This window comes from Legionella pneumophila subsp. pascullei (assembly GCF_900637585.1).
Classification (GTDB): domain Bacteria; phylum Pseudomonadota; class Gammaproteobacteria; order Legionellales; family Legionellaceae; genus Legionella; species Legionella pascullei.
In genome coordinates this window covers 2,826,374-2,849,009 of sequence record NZ_LR134380.1, presented here as the reverse complement: position 1 = coordinate 2,849,009, position 22,636 = coordinate 2,826,374, and the positions used below count along the sequence as shown (strand labels likewise).

Here is a 22,636-nt window from a genome sequence, read left to right as displayed (position 1 = left end):
GAAGCCTTGGCATGAAACAATGAGACCCGATACAAGGCTTCGAGGCGGCATAAATGCCTCCTCAGCCCGATCGGTTCCAGATAACAACTTATTTTATCCATAACTTACGCTAATTTACAGCGATATGAGAAAGCTGTGAGTGTAACTAAAAAAAATTCTTGCTAATTTCTAGCAGCTAAATAGCATCTCTCTATTCCTGATGATTTAATCGACTTAATATCATCAGTCTATATTTTATTCCCAAGGGTATCTCTTGGTGGTTCATGATTTCCTCTGATTTCACCCATAGCTTTTCTAAATTCTATTACTGCTTGTGGAGAAGTGCTCTGAACTGATTTTATTAGCTCATTGAGATTTGATTCCTCGAGCTTTTCAGGAGTAGCAGACCATTTTCTAATGTTATTTCTTGTAAAATGCTCAGGAGGAATTTTGTCAGCCAATTGACTGAGTTTTTCATGGACTTTCTCATCAATTGCGTTCTCTTCTTTTAATTTGGAGAGCAGCAGGGTATTTACTTCTTTAAACAGTTTGGGGATGTCTTGCTCCAGAAGCGTTTTCTTATCCATTGATTTATTAATTTCCCTGTATTCCAAGCTTAAATAGCTAGCCACTTTAGCTGCCTCTTCAGCATTCAATGTCATAAAGAATTCAATTGCTTCATCATTATGGCAATGAGAAGGCAAATCCCGGACAATTTGCTGAACAGTAGGATCTTGGATCTTTTGAAATTGTTCTTCCATTTCCAGAGAGATAATTTCATCAAGTTTTGTTGATTTAAAGGCATACTTATCCAGTTGGCAGATATCTTTCAATTGATCCCGAAATAATTGGACTTCCTTTTGCAAAGTACTTTGAAATAAATTCCATTCGGCAGAAATGTCTCTGTCAATTTTATCCAATGTTTCTATAGAGTTTAAAACTTTTTCAAGGACCTGGCTTTTTGTTAACGATTCACTTTGTAGAAGAGTATTGATTTCTTTGGATACTCTTTGCAATTCTTCGCATTGAGTCTCACGGGCATCATTTCTTGAACCTTTAAACCACCATTCGCCCCCTCTTTTTTCATTATAAATTTTAGCAGTGAGTTCTAATCCTTCGGCGATTTTATTTAATTCCACATCCAATAATGGTTTGGAAGAATATTTTGACCAGGTAATTGCGCTTAGATTATCGTGTTGTAAATTATCACGAGAAAGCAATCTTAAAAGATCTTGTTTTTGATTCTCTGGGATGCTGGTAGCCTTTTCCAACTCTTTTTGCATGGCTGGCCAGTTACGATTGTAAGCGATGTAATTTTGAGTTTCTTTTGAAAGCATAGAATAATTTGGAACACCTGTGGGTGAGGTAGCAACCAAATAATCCAATAATTCTTTCGGTTTATTTTCAGCCAGCAGTTTTACAATTTCTTTCTTGAATTGATCAAGCTTCTCATATCCCTGAGCCACCACCTCATTCTTGTGATGTAACCGATTGGATGTTTCTTCCTGGAGTGCTTCTTGATGACCAGTAAGATCACCAAGGGGGTGTTTGCCTTTGGTTTGTCGAGTAAAGAAATCCAGAAAATGACAACTGATTCTGCCTTGATGAGAAAAGATATTGCCTTTTTTATCCGGATCAGCGACAAAAAACTCATCAAAATGTGGAGATTCCTTAATCGTATTATAATGTTTTGTAAATTTATCAGTGATTTCTTGTTGTTGTTTGCCGGTTAACGGAGATTTTAATCCCAGCTCGTCATGGTTGCTGTTAATATAGTCGTATATAATTGGTTCTATATCTGCACCTTGCGTAAATCCTTCCTTTACTCTTTTCGCAATTTCAGTAGCATGAGGCTCTTTGTCGAAAAATTCTCCAAAGTTAGCATCCGATAATTTGTTGGTTTTACAATAAATATTGGCTTCGGCCAATAGGTATTGAACTCTGATGGATATCTTGTCCGCATCGCGGTCTGATGATATTTCTTTAGCACCATCATAGAAAGGGCTGGATGCTTGAGCTACCCAGACAGTGGAATCTACTGTAGCGTCGAGAATAGTATCAATCCAATCACCAATTTCAGAGTCGTTATCTACAAGCATCAAACTATTTACTAAATAATCGTAATTTATTTCTTTTCCTCTTGGATCTTTAGATAAAGATAGTTTCGAATATTGAGGATCACTTTTTACTAACTCTTTTACAAGTTCGTTTTGAAGATTAGTAATTAGTTCGTTTAATTTTTCATCTTTTTTTTCTCCATCAATTCTATCTTCATCTTTATAATGGCTAAGAACAGTGCTTTTAACTTTATCCCTAAGTGATTTTTTATTAATTGGAGTTGGTGTTTTATCTTCCGGGAACAGTGTTGAACGCAGACGATACCCTAATCCCTCGTATATTGGAATAGGGGCTTGCCTTGAGGGTGTGTCATATTTGGAGATGTTTCTTTTGACATTGAATAAAGGGTCATCAAAGCGAGTGAATTTATCGTTATCATAAGGAGAAAGTCTCACAGCGAAAGCATTTTCAGAGGATTTAATGACTTCCTTTACACCAGAGGGTAATTTCGGAATCCTTCCCCCACTGAGCTGCCTGATATCGTTTTGTTCGTCATATTCTTTTTTTAGTACTTGAATTAATTCAATGTATTTTTCAATTTGTTGCAGACGTTCCTTTTTCTCTTTTAATAAATCGTCATAAGCGTAAGGTGAAATTTTCTTTTGACTATTGATGGCTTTGATGTCTTCTTCCAATTGCCTTTTGTATTCACTGAGTTGGTGCTCAGCAGAATATTTGGTCGCACCACTGTGCGCACTACCATAGAAAAATGTGGTCAACTCAACTGCTGTTTGACAGGTATTATCCAAACCTATTTCATCTCCTCCTACAATCGGTAAAAGGATATGAACTTTGTTGTTTTCATCAACATATAGATAATCACAACGTTCCGGCTCTTTGAATTTGATTACGTCAACCATGTTTATCACCATTTTCTAGTGTCTTGTTTATAAGTATATTATAAAGACAGTTTGTTTTTAAAACAACATAAAAGAATTGTAATTAAACTTTTTGTTTGATTACACATATCCTTCCTACACAGCTGTATTTTTATATTCCCTATCGCTTGATTACATAGCATCAAGTTATATTACTCTTAACGGTTTCTCTGGGTGGCTCCTCGCTTCTTCCTGTCATATCTTTGACGGTTTCTCTGTATTTTCTTGCCATTTCAGTAATTGAGCCATCAGAGGATTTTAGTAAATTGCTGAGTTTGGATTCCTCAAGTTTTTCAGGATTGGCAGACCATTTCCTGATATTATTCCTTGTAAAATGCTCAGGAGGTATTTTATCAGCCAGTTGAGCAAGTTTTTCATAGACTCCTTCTGCCAGAACACTATCTTCTTTTAATTTGGATAATAGCTGCATATTGACTTCTTTAAACAGGTTGGGAATATCCTGCTCCAGTAGTGTTTTCTTATCCGTTGATTTATTAATCTCCCGATATTCCAGACTCAAATAGCTGGCAACTTTAGCCGCCTCTTCAGGATTTAATGTCTTGAAGAATTCAATTGCTTCATCATTATGGCAGTGAGAGGGTAAATCTCTGACAATTTGTTGAACAGTAGGATCTTTTATCTTTTGAAATTGCTCTTCCATTTCCAGGGAGATAATTTCACCAAGTTTTGTTGATTTAAAAGCATAGTTGTCTAACTGACAGATGTCCTTCAATTGCTCTCTGAATAATCGGACTTCTTTTCGCAAAGTACTTTGAAACAAATTGAATTCGGAGGATATTTCATCATCAATTTTATCCAGCGTTTCAATCGATTTTAACAGTGTATTAAGTACTTCACCTTTTGATAAAGATGGGTTGTCCAGAAGGGTATTAATTTCTTTAGCCACTTTTTTTAATTCAGCGCATTGATCCTCTCTCGCGTCATTTCTTGAGCCTTTGTACCATTGTTGTTTTCTTTTTTCCTCATAAATATCCGCTGTTGCATTTAATCCTTCTGCAATTTTGCTCAACTCCACTTCCAAAAGTGGTTTTGAAGAGTACTTTGACCAGGTAATCGCACTAAGATTGTCGTGTTGCACATTATCGCGAGAAAGCAGTCTTAAAAGATCCTGTTTTATATTGGGCTGTATATTTTCAGATTTCTGTAACTCGCGTTCAATGGCAGGCCAATTGCGGTTGTAAGAGATGTAATTTTGCGTTTCCAATGAAAGCAAGGAGTAATTTGGCACGCCAGTTGGTGATGTTGCTGTTAAATAATCCAGCAATTCTTTGGGTTTATTTTCAGCCAGAAGCCTTACTACTTCTTGTTTGAATTTCTCTATTTTCTCATATCCTTCCGCCACAATTTCATTTTTATGATTTAAGCGATTAGTTGTTCCTTCCTGAAGGGCTTCTACATGACCCTCAAGTTCACCCAAAAGATGTTTGGCGTTAGTTTGTCGAGCAAAGAAATCAAGGAAATGGCAACTGAGTCTTCCCTGATGGGTAAATATATTTCCTTTTTTATCAGGGTCAGCGATAAAAAACTCATCAAAATGTGGGGAAGCTTTAATGGTATTGTAATGCTGAGCAAATTTATCAGCGATTTCTTGTTGTTGCTTGGTAGTTAATGGAGACTTCAGACCCAACTCGGCATGTTTGCTGTTGATGTAATTGTAAATGATAGGCTCTATATCATCTCCGTTGACCAAGCCTTCTTTCACTTTTTTTGCAATTTCGGTAGCATGGGGTTCTTTGTCAAAAAACTCCCCAAAGTTAGCTTCGGATAATTTATTTGTTTTACAATAAAAATTAATCTCCGCTAATAAATACTGGACTCTGATGGACATTTTATCCGCGTCTTCTTTGTGTTTTATTTCTTTAGCGCCATCATAAAAGGGGCTAGAGGATTGTGTATCCCAAACACTTGAATCCACAGTGGCGGTAAGAATAGAATCAATCCATTCCTGAATTGAACTATCTTCATCCATACCCATCATCATTTCCAGATAGCCGTAGTTTGTCTCTTTTTCATCATGGCTTATATCCACTGACAAATTGGAGTCAATTTTTACAAGCTCTTCTTGAAGAAGCGTCTTTAACTCTTTCAATTTTTCTTCACGGTCTGGTTCAGCTATTTTTTCTGATTTAAATTTAGCTAAAACAGTTTCTACAATTTTTTCCTTTGGTGATTTTCGATTAATTGGAGTAGGAGTTTGGGAATCCGGCAAAAGCGTTGAACCTAGACGAACACCTAATCCTTCAGTCAGTTTATGATCACTGTTCTCATAATGTCTATTTAATCTGAATAGAGGGTTTTTGAAACTGGTAGCCAAATCGGGGCGATCTGGGCAAAGTCTTACAGCCCCCGCATTCTCAGAGGATTGTATTATTTGGTTTAATCCTGAAGGTAATGGTGGAATAATATTGTTTTTTATGGTAATTATTTCACCGCTGTGATCGTATTCTTCTTTGAGTACTTTAATTAGCTCAATATATTTTTCAATTTGTTTAAGTCGTTCTTTTTTTTCTTTTAGCAAATCAGTATAAGCGTAACGTGAAATTCCTTTTTGGCTATTGATGGCTTGTATGTCTTCTTCCAGTTGTTTTTTATAATCAGCCAGCTGTTGCTCAGCAGAATGTCTGGCTTCACCATGGTGGGTATTGCCGTAGAAAAATGATCTTAATTCAACGGCTGTTTGACAAGTGTTATCCAGCCCTATCTCATCGCCCCCTACAATAGGCATGAGTAAATGGACTTTGTTATTCTCATCAATATACAGATAGTCACATCGTTCAGGTTCTTTAAATTTAATTACATCAGCCATTTTGATCACCATATTCCAGTGTCTTAATTATAAGTATATTATAAAGTCAATATGAATTTAAAACAATCAAAAAGAATGTTAATAAATCGATAAGATTTTTATTTTTTCTGTTCATATAAATCATAAATGACTGTTATAAGAAATAGTCAAACTCATAATTTGTATTATCTTAAGACAATCTAATAAGAAATTTGTAATCATAGACTTGTAATTTTTTTCTCTTTGTGATTATATCAATGAATTGATAAATAATTGCACTTGTTATATAATAAAGCCTCATTTTGTTTATGTAAGGAGACCATTGTGCCTATAGTTTTTGATTCTGATGTGTTGGAAGTGGCGGAATATGTATATAAAACACGCTTATCTCAGCCTTACACTGAGGTGGGTTCTGAATGGGAGTATAATTACAAGAATCCAACAGCTACCCTTGCAAAAGGAGATGGTCATAACTTGCAAAGGTATATTACAATTGATGGCAAGCAGCTTCATCGCCCCATCCATGGCTTGGCCCATACTATGCGCACATTGATGTACAGTCAATTAATGCATTGCTCCTCAAAAAAACAACTTTTTCCACACGTATGTCAAGACGGTCGAACAATCGCCGATCTCAGTGAACTGGATCTTAAAAAGATAAACATTGCTCAGTTATTTTTTGTAGCCGGGCGCGAAAGTGAAGCTTCTTACGGTGATGCTTATCATCGTTATCATCTGTATGGGGCTAAACAGTTCGAAGAATATGCTCGCAAGCATTTGACCCATCTTTTTTCAGAAGAAGAAATCGAATTGTACTCACGATGTATAGAAGACAGAGAAGGAGATAGTTTTGATGGCACTCCTGAAGGTTATTTAATTCACTTATCGCACATGATCGATTTGATGCGCTGCAAAAGCCCTGTTGAGGTTTTTTTGGGGCACTCAAAAGGTGTTTCTGGTATTGTACCGACCTTGATTAATTTGTTTGGCAAACAAGATGGCCTGGATATTATGCATTACGCGCGAGGCTTGTTTGCGGCTACAGGTGAAGCAGTACCCTATATCGATTCATCTGAATGGCTTCATTTGGGAGTTGATTCAAGTCGGGTTCAACGCGCGCTCACTGTCGTTGGTGATATCAATGTCCCTGGGCAAGAGGCCGATGCTAAAAAGACAGCGCAGGCTGGCTTTTCAGTGGACGGTTGTTATTCCGCATTAACCAGTGTACCTACACCTTCCTGGTATGAGAAAGACTTAAAAGAAGTCGATGAGGAAATAATCGATCTTAAGGAAGTTGATGACAAGGAGATAGAAAAGGAAGATAAGCTAATTGCTCCTCCACAGGCAATAACGACATTAAAAACAGAAAAGACCGACTCTTTTGTCGAAAAATATCTGAAGCCATTTATGATTTGGAAAAAGCCAGAGCTACAAACGACTCAGCCAACAATGGAGAAGACTAGTAAACCTTAGCCTGTTTTATTTAAAGTAGGTAGAGAAACGGATTCACTTAGGGAATTAAAATACAATGAGGTGTTGTAACTATGTTTAGTTATCTGGATAAATTATTAGATGGAATATTTGGTTATCAAAAGCCAGATACTAGTCAGTTAAGCACCTCAACGCCACCTACTCTAACTACGGTTCCTTTGAAACAAGAATATTTTGTAAAAACTGGGGAAAGTGAAACACAGGATCTAGGCTTACTGCCAGTGGTTAGCAAGCGACATAATCAATCAGTTCCCTTGGAGGAAATTCCTTTTGAGGATACCAGACTTGAGTTGATTGAGCTTTATATTGCATTGTTAAAACAATGTGTTTTAGATGAAAAACTGAAGAGCATCCCTGCGCAGTATCTTATATCGCATTATCTTTTTCTAAAAACCTTGGCTGCCAATGAGAGAAATAAAGGCCGTAAAGATCTGTATCTTAATTTATCTCAAAAAGTGGCTGATTATCTTGAAAAAAATGAATCTAAAATATGGAGTATGGCTGTTGAATGCACTAAAACCAGTGAGTATCCCATTGTTTCCTGGATAAAAAATCACCAGATTCATTTTAATTTTATAAGAGCTTTTATACTGGATAACAATAAGAAACCATTGACACATAATCAACGTGCGTTTATGCAGCAGTTTAGTGATTCCGCTGCGTTTTTCTTTCCAAATCAGGTTTACCTGGCTTGGCTTACCCAATCCTATGAACCAGACTCTATTTTGAATCCTATGTACCGTGAGAGCAGGTCGACGCATTATTATCATGCGAACATCACTGATAATCTCTTGCTAAGAACACGCCCCAAACAGGTCAATCTTGGCGCTCAACATTTTTTCCAAAAAGGAAAAGGCTCCGTCAAGAATACGTTTCGTTTCAATATGAATGACGGGAAATTACTGCGCATACAGGGAAGAACATTACTTTTTAGCACGAATAAAGGCAATGAAATTATTGCTGTAAAGGTGCAAAAAAAGGGGGAACCGCAATCTGCTTTAAGTAGTGAATTTCAAATGGCAGATTATTTGTTGAAACATCAACGCCGTTTGAATTTGCAAAGCCAATTACCTATCCCTCTCAGCCAGTATTCAATTAATCGAGCAGAGGTTCTCGAAAAATGCCGAAAATCACCTGGTTTTGAGAAATTCGAGAATTTGATAAGTGATGCAAAAAATCTGGAGGTTTATGTATATAAAGCAATATCCTCTTATTTTACCTATCTGCATGATAAGCAGCAGAGCCTTAGGCAATTCACTTCTTCAGTGCAAAAAAATGTACATGATCTTTTCGTGCTCCTAAGAGAAGGTATAGTATTTCCTTATCTGGCTGATATGTTTCATACTCATATTGATAAGGGTAAAAGGAACGATAAGGGCCGATATCAGGCCTTGGTTGAGCTTTTAAGTGCCTTGCAATCACAAATGGGTCGTCTTGATAAATGGCAAAAGGCAGTTGAGTTTGTTAACTTAAGAGTCAGCGGTATTGCTGATCTGGGTGACAACCTTCCTTTGACCAGCTTTTTGACAGTTTCTGATTGGACAAAACATTATCACGAGGAATTGCTAACAGGTGCTTACCATCCATCTTTTCTATTTCTCGATAAATCGAGTGGCTCGGTTCGATCATTGTTCAACAGCCGTCGCAGAGTATTCGGTAATTATTTGTATCTGAATATTATCGCTGAGTATCTATTAGTTATTCAATTGGCGATTGGTAGCTATGGCGATAAAGTGACCCGTAAAATGGATACTAAAAGTAAAATCAAGGTTTGGGAGGATTTAGCGGAATTGATGTTTTCCAGTTGTGCTGAAGCGGTTAATTTGATAACTGGTATTCCTAAATCAAGAGCACTTTCTTTTATAAAGCAAAGGGCGAATGTGAGAAAACATACTCAACAAACGTCGTTTTGGATGACTCCGGATTATTCAAATATGGATAGTCTGAGTATTCAGTCTCAACAATCCAATATGTATCCAGGTGAATCGGATTATGAAATAAACAGTGATTTAGTTCCGGGACTGGGCTTGAGTCTTGATGGCATCAATCAGGATTTAGGTGATTATAACCAGGCAAGTCCTTTAAGGGAGCTAGAGAAATTATTATATGCTACAGTGACCTTAATAGAGGGGACCCAGCAACTGGATAAGCAATTTTTTCAACAATTGAATGAAACTGAGAAAATGATTGCGAGTGCTGCTGAAACTGATAAATGTTATCAAGCTGTTGCAAAACTCCTTGAGCTTGCGCGGCCTGGTTGTCAAATGCAGCGAAGATTAGCTTTGTCTTACTATGATACAATCAAACGAATACATCCTTATTCAAATCCGTATGATTTGAGATTTGAACTTGTTGCAAAAGAAGAAGCAATTACAAAAATCCAGCGTTTTTGGCGAGAACATAAAAAAGAAGACCCATCGATTGAAAAAGGTTTTGATTTTCATAGAAACATTATTTCGTCTCAGTCGTCTTTATGAAAACATCATTTCAATTCTGAAAAAAATCTACTCATAGCTATAATGAGAGATTTCCTATTTCGGCTAGCAATTGGCTTTTGATGCATTTAATTAACTCAAGATTTTATTATTTATCCAAGAAATTATGGTGGAAGTTTAAACTCAATATCAGATATGATTACGCTTTGAATTGACAAAAACAAGACAAATAACGATACTTTTGTTTTTATAAGGGAATCAGTTTTTTTAAAGCGGTCAAGAATATTTTATTGATCAAATAATGTTCAAATGGTATAATCATTAATTAACTTGCTGGACTTAACTTATTTCATATGAAGTGTGAATCATGCCTGAAGAGACAAGCATAAATTTACCAAAATCACTCAGCCATTTTCTTGTTCAATCTGATTTGGATTATAAGAATTCATTGAGTTCGATTCCTTTATTTGACGTTAAGCGAACTATTTTCTGGGATGACAACCTTAGAAAAATGTTTGCCTCAATCTTTTATCATTTGAGAGGACATTTTATAAATTTTTTGTGGTATGTTGCCAACTTTGCTGATAATGAAGCTTCAAAGCAAATTATTATTCAAAATATTTATGAAGAAATTGGAATTGGCAATCGTTTTTCCCATGAAAAGCTTTATGAGCGTTTTGCAAAAGAATGCGGTGTTGATATTCATGATGAAATAGTGAATGAAACCAACTATATGCCTTTTGCCAAAGAATTTAATAAAGCTCATTTATCCTGGTTGGCGCAACATGATCCTAAAGATCATTTGTGTGCTTTTGCTGCTTATGAGCGTTTGGATAATCTTGATTATCCTTTTCTTGTTGAACTTGCCAAATCGATGAAAATATCTCAACATGGTATGACCTTCTTTAATGTACATACCCACGTTGATCATTTTGATACCACACTACAATTGATTGTGCCCATATGGGAAGAATCTCCCCAGCGGCTGATTGAGTCATTTGATTTTATTCAAACTCATCAGTTGAGGATGTGGGAGCAGTTTTCCAATGTATTATTTCATTAATATTTTTTAACATAAGAAATGCAGGGATTTCTTATGTTAAATAGGAATTAATCGATTTTGGGAAATTTTAAAGTGAAATGAGCGAATTCATTTTTTTTCCCTTTACAGGAAATATCACCACCTGCTGCTTGCATCAGAAGTTTACAATAGGCCAAGCCTAAACCGGTTCCTTCTTTTCTGCCAGAATAGAAGAAATCAAAAATTTTTTCATATTCTTTATGATTTAAGCCTTTAGCGGTATCCTTTATATGGAGATAATTAAAATTCTCTTTCTCCCATCCTTGTTCTAGCCAAATAGTGATTTCGCCTTTATTAGTTTCCTCAATATATTCCAGACTATTTTTTAGCAAATTCCACATCATATTTTTAAAACCCACTTCATCTATCCAGATGGAAAAGTCATTTTTATCATTTAAATGAATCAATGATTTTTGATTTTCTCTGAAAGGGTATTCCTCTAAAGAGGCTTTGAGTAATTTTTTGATGGAATAAATCGAAAATGTACTGGTATCTAATTTATCTCGTTGAATATTATTTAATTGCATGCGAATTAATTGATTACTCATTTCTATTCCACGAGTAATTTTGCTTAAATTTTCCTTCAGATCCTTTTGAACTTCTGGATTATTTAATCTTTCGACAATCAATTCCTGTAATTCAGCCTGTAAATAAATGCTGGCAAGTGGCGTTCTTAAATCATGAGCGATACTTCCAGCCAGCATACGCATACCCGATAAACGTCCGGCATAAGTGATTTCTCTATCTCGGGCAAATAAGGCGCCAATGATTATTGCTGCAATAAACGTAACAATTAAACTAAAAAGTGATATGGTTCCTGGGATATAGATAAACAGATTATTGGATAAAATATAAAAATGAAAAAAAGCAAGCCCAACACCTGATACAAGTAATACAAGAGCTCCCAATACACTGGAAACTAATAAAAGAAAAAAAATAGCCGATACGCAATTCATTAACCAAAGGGTCGAACCATTATTTATAAGAGTCAAATAAGCAAAAAAGTAGGGTAAACAAAAGAGCAGAACTATATACCAAAAAACAGGAAGAAATTTTAATATTTGTCTTGGCCAAAATTGATTGAAAGCCAGGCAAGCACAGAGAAGAGTTGCAGTGATACGCAAAATAAACTCTTCCGTCAGTTGAAAATGTTCCAGTTTCCAGAAAACTCCGAAAAGAGGATAATTAATCATCATGACGATGCCAAATAAAGTAATTTGATGACTTGCATCCTCGGTTTCTTTTAATAAATATTGGTAAATGACAGTAAATATATTTTTTAACCTTTGCATGATTCCTTAAATTATCAGAGTAAAAAGTTTTAGTATTGCTTGGGTATTAATCTTATTAATCCTGAACCTTGAACAGTCAGTGTAGGATTAGAAATGCCTGTAAATCATGAGGATTTCAATGGTGAACTCTGAATGATGTTACCAATTAGAGTTATGATTTCTACGATTTCCTGGACATAAATTAAATAATATTGCTCCCAATTAAAACAAATACCAAGGATACCATAATCTCTGTTTTTTAATACTAATATTACTTATGAAAAACACAGTGATTTAGAAGATTATATTGGTTAGTTTTTGCGTTATAACGCAATACCATTAAAGAGAATACCAGCTTTTCCTCGGATTCTATTATAAAATAATTGGTCGAGTTATACTGTCCTCATCGTCTTTACCCGCCGTACTCATGCTGTCTTTAAATCTATTTTCAAAGGTCCTTACAGCATTTGCTTCCCTGGCATTTCGAACCGGATAGGGTAATGCTTCTGAGGCTAACTCAAGGCAACGAGCTTTAATGTCTGATATGGAATTCAAACCAAATGCATTACTGGTCGCTAATCCTTTATTAAAGTAGGCATTGTGAATTTCTCGTTCAGAATCAGTCTCTAATAATTGAGCCAAATGAAGTTGTTCCCAGCATTCTTTATAACATTCAATGCTTTCTGCCTTAAGATTCAGGTGTTGATAAAAGCCGGCGAGATAAAAATAGGCATTAGCAAGTAATAAACACCCTGGTGTTTTGTGTTCTTGTATTGGAGTACTTTGGCTAGTTACGCAATTGTATAAAAAGTCGATATTTTCTCTTTTGGAATCATTTTTACAACTGCCAATTAAGAACGTCAAAATTTCCTGAGCAGCATAAAAGCAATTAAATGTCGAGAAGGACAGTTTAAGATGATCATAATAATTATTGGGGTCTTCTTTTTGTTTTTCCTTTAATGCCACTAAATATAAAACATAACCACAATAGAAATCCGCTCTTGATTGCGGATCCGGGTTTCTAAATTGGAAAGTATGATCTTTTTCTAATCGTAATTTATTGAATTTATTGACCCAGAATGGTTTTAATTCATCACTATCCAGTAGCGTTTTAACTTTGACGTTACTAGTGGCTTTGAGCATGGCTAAATCAAACGGTTTTAGCTTGGATAGAGTCGCAATCACATTATCTGTGATGCCTTCCTCGCAGATTAATTTTTCCAATTCTTTCAGAGTATTAGGCATTGGTTTTCCTTTTGGCATATCAAATTACCAGTATTGATTCTTTAAGTTTATTATTTTCTAGTTTAGTCTCCAAGTCACCACAGCGTGAGCCAAAAAAGCCTAACGCAGGGCAAGAGCGTGATAAACTTAGGCGCGGGGTCTTGATATCAGCAAGTCCGCCTAAATTATCTATTTGTGCTTGCACTGGATCAACAGTCTCAAATAATTCATCAACCTCTTCTTGAGCAATTAAATGGCCGAGTCCTATATTCTCTAATAAATGATCTACAGCATTTTTGAGTGTAAAGCGCTCTTTTAATAACTTTTGCGCTTCTACTATTGTTCGATAGTTATTGGAATCTTCCATATTATCACATATTAATTGATTTTCTTCTCTTGCGACAATGGAGTCTAAAATATCCTTTGGATCTCTGGATTCTGATTGTCGCTTATAAGCAGAGTCTGGATTTTTGATTAGCCACTTAGGTAGTGGTTCTTCCCCATGCTCTTCTTTAAATTCCTTTTCCTTTTTTAACAGACTGTATTTCCCATAACGATATTCTCCAATATCAACGGCATTGCCGTATTTGCCGCCTTTAATAAAAATATCGTCTGTAACAGAACCAAATTTAGTATAAACGACTCCAACGTCTAATACACTGATAATTGCTGAGCCATTGTTTCTCATGCCCATGTCGTCCATTCGACAAACGTATTTACAGTTTTGCTTTAAATCCAGCAATTCATGCGGCTCACACCAAGGATATATTTCGATGTAAGGATTATTAAGAACAGCGCCTTCTTCTTTAACTTTTGCATTTAACTCCCTAACCAAATTTTTCCAATAATCTCTGCGCTGACTATTAGTAAATTGACTATCATAGGGATGAGTTTTTTGATAAGTTTTGACCGCTGTTTTACCAAATCTTTCAACAACTATTTGTTTCATTAAAGCTTTGTCTTGTGGGTCACCTGCCAGTTTTACAATAGGTACCCGTTTTATTTTTTCATGAATAGAAAGAGAGTTATCTTTGATCAATTGAGCGAGCTTTAACGCTTCTTCAAACCCTTTACCGGGACGAATCGTACCAAAAGATAAGATATTAGGGGCCTTGGCTACTACATCCAATGGATGATCCGGTTCAGTACTTAATTTTTGTGATGCTACGGTTAATCCTGATTTTCCTTTTAAATCATATTTTTGAACCGGGTATTTATCTAAGTCAAAATCTTCCCCAACTTCTCTTATTTTTTTTGCAACACCAGTCGGTTCCGTTGTATTGCGCTTATCACAATCACCATAAGTAGCAGCAATGACCGCATTTTCTCTATCTGTTGCATTAAAGAATTGCACGCTGTTTGCCTGGCGCATTAAATCATGAGTATATTGTTGTAAATAACGTCGAGTATAGTTTTGTTTGTATTCATGAATTGTGATATTGACTTTAATACCTGCCTCTTGAAATTTTTTGATGTCTTCTGGAGTAATAAATACCCCACAATCGGGTGGACGAATATGAATATCAAGATGAGTATTCTCATCAATGGGTTTCATTTTGGTAATAATGTTATCAATCACTTCAGGTTTTACCGGATCACGTCGGTTTGCCTGATAGGCTAAATGAAATCCTTCACTTGCTGAGAGTTTTCTTTTACTATAAAAACCGCCAAGTTTTTCATTGGCAGACAGGTAAGGTTCTTGTTGATTTGCAATTAAAGTTTGTAATTCTGAAATTAATTTATTTCTACAACCCTCTTTATTGGCGATAATATCCTGAGTTTTTTCCAGTTGGTTTTTAACATTTGTATAAGCACCAATCGCCTTTTCAATATTAAGAGCTGATAAGGCCTTGATAAAGGTTTGTTTGTCGTAAGTGGTGCTAAATCCATCGTTGAAAATAATATCGATAAATTTTAATTTATCATCGTGCTCTTCTGCTTCATTTAGTGCTTTAAAGCTATTGGGATATTTCTCAGATACAGCTATACGAATATCATTAAGTACCTCTAACTCTTTGATAATGTTTTCAACTGATTCTTTTAATCCATCAAAATCATAAAAATTTCTGAAACTTTTATCATGCTCTAAATCATAGGGTAAACTGTTACTATGAAAATCATAACTGTACTCTTTAATTCCAGTCAGTTTATCTGTTAATTTTTCCAGCTCTTTTAAATTGATAGGGCCAGTAAATTGGCTTTTAAGTGCCTTAAAATTATTGAGTGCTTTTTCATGTCTGGCTAAAAATTTAGGATTAAATAAATGAGCTTCGATATATTCATTTAAGGTACAATAATCTTGAATATTCTCTTTGTCTTCCTTATATAATCTAACTAAATAAGCTAATTTGGATTTTTGTTTCTTAATTTTACTCAGCTCAGCGTGATTATCTTCTATAGCTTTTTCTAATTTGACTTTTTTTGTATCCAAAGAGCTAATTATTTCATCAACTTTTGACTCATCAAATTGAATAGGTTTTTGAGAGTAAATATCCATTATTGTAAGTGATTGCAGGCTGTTATCGTGCTTTACAATAATTTTTGGCGTTCTGGGGCTGGCTGTTTTGTTATTTACTTCCTGTGCTTTTTCTGGAGATGAAACAGCATCTTTTAACTTATAACCGCTTATGATTGTATTTTCGTTAGCAACTGGCTGTAATACTATCGCGCTTGGAACTGTTTCTTCCGGAATGGAAGTAGTTCCTGTTGGAAACGGAATAGAGTAATCACCTTTATCTTTTTTTAACCATTGACAGGGTATATCTTCGTAATTTTCAGCAAAACCCAATTCCAAAGAGGCCGCGTATTGCCCATCACCAGTTTTTGCCTCTTCATCAAAAGGCGCAGTTAATAAGTATATTTTAGTCATAAATTACTGTAGTAAAATTTTTGTCATGGTGAATATCATACATTACGAGTATTAAATGAACATTAAGGGATACGATCACAAAAATAATCAGGAATGGAAACATGATAATATGTTGATAAAATTATGAATTTTTTTGTCTAAATTGCATAAATAGAACTTAAAAAATACAATTATTACAATTTAGAGCATTAATATTTACTTTTCTTACCCAAGCCATGGGTCAAAAACCAAGTATTTTGATCAAAAATAAACTTATTATTAAGAAGTGGTTCCCATACAGGAAATCATTTAGAAATAGAAAAATTATGGAAATATCATTGTGAGAAATTTGTGTATTTGAGTATGGCGCCGTTATACAATGATTTATTTCTATTCATTATTGCAAGATTTCATCGCAGAGTTAGTAACAGTAGAATATATTAATTTAATACAGGGTATTTTTAAGTTACTCACCAAGCTTTCTTAATTTAACTCCTGCATGTAGTCTCTTTTCAATTGCTTCAAGTGTTTGATTCTTGGTTTCAGGGCAAAACAATACACAAATTCCCCAGGTTACTGCACAAACCAGGGCAAAAACAAGAAATAATTTGCTTATCCCTATATATTCAGTCAGCAAAGGATAGGCAAACGTCACCAATGCATTAATTCCCCATGCCGTAGCGGAAGCTATCCCCATGCCAAGAGTCCTCAGGTGGATAGGGAAAAGTTCCGTCATAAGAACATAGGGGATGGGTCCCATACTCACTGCAAAAGAAGCAACAAATATTAATAACATCAACACTGTTAACCACCTCAGCACCAAATAGGTGTCCACATAGGGTTGAAATATACTAAATCCAATAAGACTTAAAGTCATGAATAGGAGACCAAAAATAGCAATTGGTCTTCGTCCTAAATGGTCAATAAGCCACATTGATAAAAGCGTAGCGAGACTATTAATAATGCCAATGAGAATGGTAACTCCAAGACCACTTTGAAGACTGGTAAAACCGGATTGAGTAAAAATAGTAGGGGCGTAGTACAAAATAGCATCGATACCGCTTAAATTTTGGAAGAAAAATAATCCGGAAGTGAATAATACGACAGGAAAAACAAAGGGATGAAAAAGTGTTTTAAAACGACTATCAGATCCTGATTCTGGTTGAATGGTATCGAGCTCTGTCCAGTGGAAGCCATGCAACTTAAAAAAAACGATTTTTGCTTCATCTATTCGCCTTTTAAGGAATAGCCAGCGAGGGCTTTCCAATTGCAAAGGAACAATCATCAACAACAAAATAGCAGGCAATACGCCGATTCCGAACATCATTTCCCAATTTTGAGTTGGCGCAAAGTAATAATTACTGATGTAGGCCAGTAATATACCGATGGTGATGGCTAATTGAACACTAGCCACTAAAAATCCGCGAGAATGATCGGGTGATGTTTCAGCTATATACATGGGGCTAATGACTGTTGTTGTCCCCACTGCTAATCCTATAAAAAACCTTGCGCTGATAAGCGACCAAAAATTGGCTGACAGCGCACTCCAAATTGAACCAATTATAAAGGTTATAGCTACCAGCATTAATGTTTTTTTATGTCCTAATGAGAAGATAATTTTGTTGCATAAAAACGACCCACAAACCCCCCCGACCAAAATAATCGCAACCAGTAAACCTTGATGCCAAGTATTCAGATAAAGTGCTTTATTGATTAAGGGTAGCGCGCCAGCAATCACTGCTGTCACATAACCTACAAGGAGTCCTGAACAGATAGCTATTGTAAGGATACCGTATGTACGCCATGTTGTTGATAAAGCGGGGTTCATTTTAGTACTCGTTTTGCCGCTATTTTAAATGCAGAGACGATTTGTTCGCAATCTTCAATTGTCAAACGAGATGCAATAGTTAACAGAGCTGCTTTATCATGCAATTCGTCACAAATTGGCAATGTACCATGCTCATAATGAATTTTCTGAGCAAATTTATTTTTGGGGTGACTCCAGGGAAATCCATCCTGGCAAAGTGATTTCTTCTTCACCAGACTAATATTGTTAAAATACCAGTGCAAACCCCATTCGCGCATGGTAATGCACGCTAAACCGCCTGGTTGGCCTTTTATACCCAGGTTATGCAATTCCTGAGTAAACGCTCGACATGACTCCTTATCAGGATAAATGCTAATAAGAAAGGGACCAGTATCACCTTGAGGATCTGGTATTTTGCGAAAGGTTAATCCATTTATTCCGCTTAGGGCTTCACGAATTCGCCACTTTGAGCTCCGCATTGACTCTGTAATTTTATCTAGTTTTCCTAATTGCGCTAAGGCAAAAGCAGCCGTTAATTCAGACATTCTAGAACCAATGCCCCAAAGTTGAAATTCTTCATTTGAAGTATTCAGGCGCCCGGATTCATTACGCGGATAACCAAGATCATGGATTGCAAAACAACGTTGATAGAGGGATTTTTTCTTGCAAACTATCATTCCTCCTTCTCCACTCGTCATGTTTTTGTTTAACTGAAAACTGAAAATGGCCAGATCACCGAAACTACCAAGAGGTTTCCCATTATAATAACCTCCCGCTGCTTGCGCGCAGTCTTCCAACAGATAGAGATTATTTTTTTCAGCAATGGCTGCGATTTTATTAATGTATCCTGATGCGCCACTCATATGAACACACATAATTGCTTTGGAGCGAGGGCTAATTTTACGTTCTAAATCATTTGGATCCATACAAAAAGTCTGATCAATATCGACTAAAACAGGGATAGCCCCGAGTCTTACAATCGCAGAAAGACAACTGACCCACAGATAACCTGGAACTAAAACTTCATCTCCTGGACCTACGCCAAAAGCAGCCATTCCGATATGTAAAGCAGCTGTTCCAGAATTAACGCCCAGAGCGTATTCAATGCCAATTTTCTGACAAAATTTGGCTTCCAGCTTATCAACCATATTTTGCAAATCAGGCCCATAATAACGAAAAGGACTATGAGCTTTTATCACGTCATCAACCAAACGTTGTTCTTCCTCATCAATCCAGAGCGCTCCGGGGAATTCCCAAGGCAATGCTTTGTTACGAACAGGTTTATCCTCACTCATGTCATTGCTCTCGTGTCTGAAGTTCATTAATAAGATGTGTGGCTAACCGGTCGGCCAGTGCCATAATAGTTAATGTCAAGTGCTTATCCGGTAAATGAGGAATTACCCCGCCATCACAAAGATATAAATTGTTATGGGCAAAAGTTTTGAGGTTGGCATCCACTATGGATTCTTTCTCATTAATACCCATACGACATGTCCCTGCATAGTGTATACCCGTGCCATCATTACTGAAATCCTCCACGATACGAGTTGCGGAAGCGCGTCGCAATATTTTACGCCCAAACTCGGCCATTTTTTTCATACGAGCAAGAGTGGTTTCTGAGCTGGTGTAATGAATGTCTACTTGAGGAATCCCATAATCATCCAATGTCTTGGATAGTTCGATTCGGTTCGAAGCCATTATATCGCCTTCGCAAAAAAGTCCCAGGGTTACAAAGGAATTAAATATGGCTTTGACTATAAATGGTTTTATAGGTCTAGGGATCCAACCTATGTCTGCCAGATAGTAAGGAACATCTGGTGGTGCTGAAATGGAATGGCCAATGAAACGAAAAGGTTCGCTGTTGGGTAAGTTGGCTTTACCAAGTAAAATTAGCAAATCACCATACCCTATATCAGAGGGTTTTTTGCTGAACCATAATTTATAAAGTGACGTCGCTTGGACTACTTTAGGATTATCTTGTAAATACCAACCTAATGTGCCATTTTGATTAGCCAGACCTTGTTGAAAGTGAGTATCATGTGAATTCAATAAAATCCGCGGGGTTTCTATTGCTCCTGCACTGAGGATAAAAAAACGGGAGCGAATCGTTTTTCTCTTATTTGATAGAAGGCAAAGATATTCTAACGATTGAATTTGATTGGTTTTCGGATTTCCTATTAGACGAATAACTTTAGCGTTGAGCAACAAGGTATAATTAGGTAAATCACGGATTAATGGTAAAAGCCGTGCAGAAAATTTATAAACAGCGCCAGCGGCACAGCCAAAAGTGCAAATGCCTGTACTCATGCAATGATTCGGTTTATCCATTCTTGTTTCAATGGCTTTTCGATTTGGAATAGCATGGCAATTTGGCCATCCTAAACGTTTTACGGCTTTAATGACAAGATAATCGGCTGGTCTTAAGGGTTTGGGGGGGATATACTCCCCATCTGGCAGTTCAGTCAGACCTTCTTGTGTACCACAAACACTAATCCTTTTCTCAATTGCACTGTAATGTGGTGCTAAATCCTGATAACGGATAGGCCAAGTAGACAAATCAGTTTCACTAAAGCGAACAGAGACAGCATTCCATAGATTTTGCAAGCCATTCAATGCATAAATTTGAAATTGACGAAAAGTTGCCTCAGATTGCTGACTGCTTGATCGAGTATGGTAGTCAGCAAACAGTTCATGAATAAATAAAGCATCTGCTACCTTAGGAGGAAATGTAGTTTTTGGTTTTATTCCATACCATTTTTTAATGCCAGGTGGATTTTTTTCACTAAAGTAATCCGTTTGAAGTTCACCCCCTTGTTCGACAGAAATGACATTAAGGCCTGCGGTTGCCAGTCTGTGAGCAAGAATTCCTCCTGCTGCTCCAGTGCCCACAACACAACAATCGTATGTCTTGGTATTCAAGCTAAATCCTTTAGAAATTGTGGTGAAGTAAAATATAGATAATCAAAAAAGGAATTAATTATTTGCTGTTCATCGGGGTTTAATTCAGACCAGTGCAATTGATGTTCAGATAGAAAATCATTTTTATCAGCTATTTCTTCCAGTGTTTGTTGTAACTGCTCATTCTGGGCAATAAAAGAGGCAAGTTCAGAAATTAAGGGTATTATTTCTTTGCCATAATAATGCTTAGTGACTAATTGACCAAGCATTTCTGCCATTATCTCACCTGTTATTGGCTTATTCATTGGTAAATCGTATGCAATTACTATAAATTTATTATAGTATAGATTAATCAATTTATAGGCCGAAAAACGCTCAAATTCAATGGCTGGCAGTTAAGGATAACGAATATGGCTTGGTTGGTAGCAATAATAGGGTCACTAGCTGGTTTTTTATTCGGCTATGACGAAGGTATTATTGCTGGTTCTCTTGAGTTAATTAAACATTATTTTCATATGTCTCATACTAGCGTAGGTATGATGACTTCAGCTCTCCCATTTGGCGCCTTATTTGGAGCAATGTTGATTGGTTCTGTTCTGGCTTCACGTCTTGTCAGGCATTTTGGACGCAAACCTTGTCTTATTTTTGCTGGAATTCTATTTCTGATTGGTGCTTTAGGGGCTGCATTTTCTTTTAATGCATCAATCTTAGTGTTATCACGTTTTATTTTGGGCATTGCTATCGGTGTTGCGGCAGTGACTACGCCTTTATATTTATCTGAAACGGCACCAACTCATTTAAGAGGGGCGATGGTTGCTATCTATCAATTGGCGATTACAATAGGAATTGTCTGTTCCTACGGTGTGAATTATTTATTGATTGATTATGGCTCCTGGAGAGTGATGTTTGCTTCCAGCATTATTCCCGCATTGATCCTCGTGATTGGTATTTCGTTTATGCCGGAGTCACCACGCTGGCTTCTGAATGAAGGAAGACGCAAAGAAGCTAAAGAGGCGTTAGATAAGTTGCGAGGAGACGTTGGGGTTGCTGATGAGTTGCATGATATTCAAGCGGCCTTAGACCAGGAACCAGAACAAAAAAACTGGCAATTATTATTTAAAAAACCCTTACTACCAGCACTGTCTTTAGGAGTAATTCTTTTTTGCTTGCAACAGTTAAGTGGTATCAACGTGATAATTTATTATGCCCCGGAAATTTTCAAAAACTTGGGATTTTCCTCTACCCATGGCCAGATTCTGGCAACTATGGGTATAGGCCTTGTCAATATGCTAGTTACTATTCTTGCTGTGTTTTATGTTGATAAAATAGGAAGAAGAAATTTGTTATTACTGGGTTTTACTGGAACCAGTATCAGTTTGGCTGCTATAGGAATTTTTTCTTACTATCAAGTTGCCTGGTTAGCTTATTTGTCCGTCACTTGTCTTACTCTTTATATTTTCTCGTTTGCTATTAGCCTTGGGCCCATTCCCTATATTGCAATGTCCGAAATTTTTCCCTTATATGTCAGAGGCGCTGGCATGGGATTGTCCTCTATTAGTAATTGGGGTTTTAATGGTATCGTTGTTTTCACTTTTCCTGTTTTGTTTAGTGCTGTGGGACTTGAGTATACTTTTTTGATTTATGCTTGTATTTGCTTTTTGGGGCTTATTTATACTTTTATTTTCATGCCAGAAACCAAAAATTTAAGTCTTGAATATATCGAAGAATATATCGTTAGCGGTAAATCATTAAGATGGCTGGGTAGAAAAAAACATTGATTGTGGTGGAATGGAGTTATGA

The 22,636-nt window shown here is 36.3% G+C and carries 13 protein-coding genes; 4 read left to right on the top strand and 9 right to left on the bottom strand.

Going from position 1 to position 22,636, the window contains the following annotated elements:
• Nucleotides 1-227: 227 nt before the first annotated feature.
• Nucleotides 228-2,969: a Dot/Icm T4SS effector SidC gene (gene sidC / locus EL201_RS12805; RefSeq protein WP_080273132.1), complete on the bottom strand. Its 2,742-nt coding sequence runs from the start codon at nt 2,967-2,969 to the stop codon at nt 228-230.
• A gap of 148 nt (nt 2,970-3,117) precedes the next feature.
• A complete protein-coding gene (locus tag EL201_RS12800) occupies nt 3,118-5,802 on the bottom strand; it encodes a hypothetical protein (RefSeq protein WP_027222621.1) in 2,685 nt (894 codons plus the stop codon).
• Between the two features lie 258 nt (nt 5,803-6,060).
• Here EL201_RS12800 and EL201_RS12795 point away from each other — a divergent pair, with 258 nt between their 5' ends.
• The 3 genes from EL201_RS12795 to EL201_RS12785 all read left to right on the top strand — a co-directional run bounded on the left by EL201_RS12795 (nt 6,061) and on the right by EL201_RS12785 (nt 10,770).
• Nucleotides 6,061-7,254: a SidE phosphodiesterase domain-containing protein gene (locus EL201_RS12795; RefSeq protein WP_080273260.1), complete on the top strand. Its 1,194-nt coding sequence runs from the start codon at nt 6,061-6,063 to the stop codon at nt 7,252-7,254.
• Between the two features lie 71 nt (nt 7,255-7,325).
• The gene (locus EL201_RS12790) at nt 7,326-9,749 is read left to right on the top strand and encodes a SidJ family T4SS effector polyglutamylation protein (RefSeq protein ID WP_027222619.1); all 2,424 of its coding nucleotides are present in this window, start codon (nt 7,326-7,328) and stop codon (nt 9,747-9,749) included.
• A gap of 325 nt (nt 9,750-10,074) precedes the next feature.
• Nucleotides 10,075-10,770 carry an iron-containing redox enzyme family protein gene (locus tag EL201_RS12785; RefSeq protein WP_027222618.1) on the top strand — a complete coding sequence of 232 codons (696 nt, stop codon included), beginning with the start codon at nt 10,075-10,077 and terminating at the stop codon, nt 10,768-10,770.
• Nucleotides 10,771-10,817: 47 nt separating this feature from the next.
• Here EL201_RS12785 and EL201_RS12780 read toward each other — a convergent pair whose 3' ends face one another.
• The 7 genes from EL201_RS12780 to EL201_RS12750 all read right to left on the bottom strand — a co-directional run bounded on the left by EL201_RS12780 (nt 10,818) and on the right by EL201_RS12750 (nt 21,141).
• Entirely contained in the window at nt 10,818-12,080 is a 1,263-nt protein-coding gene (locus tag EL201_RS12780) for a sensor histidine kinase (protein ID WP_027222617.1), read from the bottom strand.
• A gap of 351 nt (nt 12,081-12,431) precedes the next feature.
• Entirely contained in the window at nt 12,432-13,322 is an 891-nt protein-coding gene (mesI, locus tag EL201_RS12775; RefSeq protein WP_080273130.1) for a Dot/Icm T4SS effector metaeffector MesI, read from the bottom strand.
• 1 nt (nt 13,323) lies between these two features.
• A complete protein-coding gene (gene ceg32, locus EL201_RS12770; RefSeq protein ID WP_027222615.1) occupies nt 13,324-16,152 on the bottom strand; it encodes a Dot/Icm T4SS effector Ceg32/SidI in 2,829 nt (942 codons plus the stop codon).
• Between the two features lie 445 nt (nt 16,153-16,597).
• A complete protein-coding gene (locus tag EL201_RS12765; RefSeq protein WP_050598295.1) occupies nt 16,598-17,959 on the bottom strand; it encodes a sugar porter family MFS transporter in 1,362 nt (453 codons plus the stop codon).
• The gene (locus tag EL201_RS12760) at nt 17,956-19,233 is read right to left on the bottom strand and encodes a DegT/DnrJ/EryC1/StrS family aminotransferase (RefSeq protein ID WP_050598294.1); all 1,278 of its coding nucleotides are present in this window, start codon (nt 19,231-19,233) and stop codon (nt 17,956-17,958) included. The genes EL201_RS12765 and EL201_RS12760 overlap by 4 nt, the downstream gene beginning before the upstream one ends.
• Before the next feature lies 1 nt (nt 19,234).
• Nucleotides 19,235-20,857, bottom strand: coding sequence for a GMC oxidoreductase (locus tag EL201_RS12755; RefSeq protein ID WP_027222612.1), 1,623 nt, complete (start codon nt 20,855-20,857; stop codon nt 19,235-19,237).
• Nucleotides 20,854-21,141, bottom strand: a complete 288-nt coding sequence (locus EL201_RS12750; RefSeq protein WP_126299551.1) for a hypothetical protein — start codon at nt 21,139-21,141, stop codon at nt 20,854-20,856. The genes EL201_RS12755 and EL201_RS12750 overlap by 4 nt, the downstream gene beginning before the upstream one ends.
• Before the next feature lie 105 nt (nt 21,142-21,246).
• On the opposite strand from EL201_RS12750, the gene EL201_RS12745 reads away from it, so the two are divergent.
• A complete protein-coding gene (locus EL201_RS12745; protein ID WP_027222610.1) occupies nt 21,247-22,614 on the top strand; it encodes a sugar porter family MFS transporter in 1,368 nt (455 codons plus the stop codon).
• The last annotated feature ends 22 nt before the right edge of the window (nt 22,615-22,636 follow it).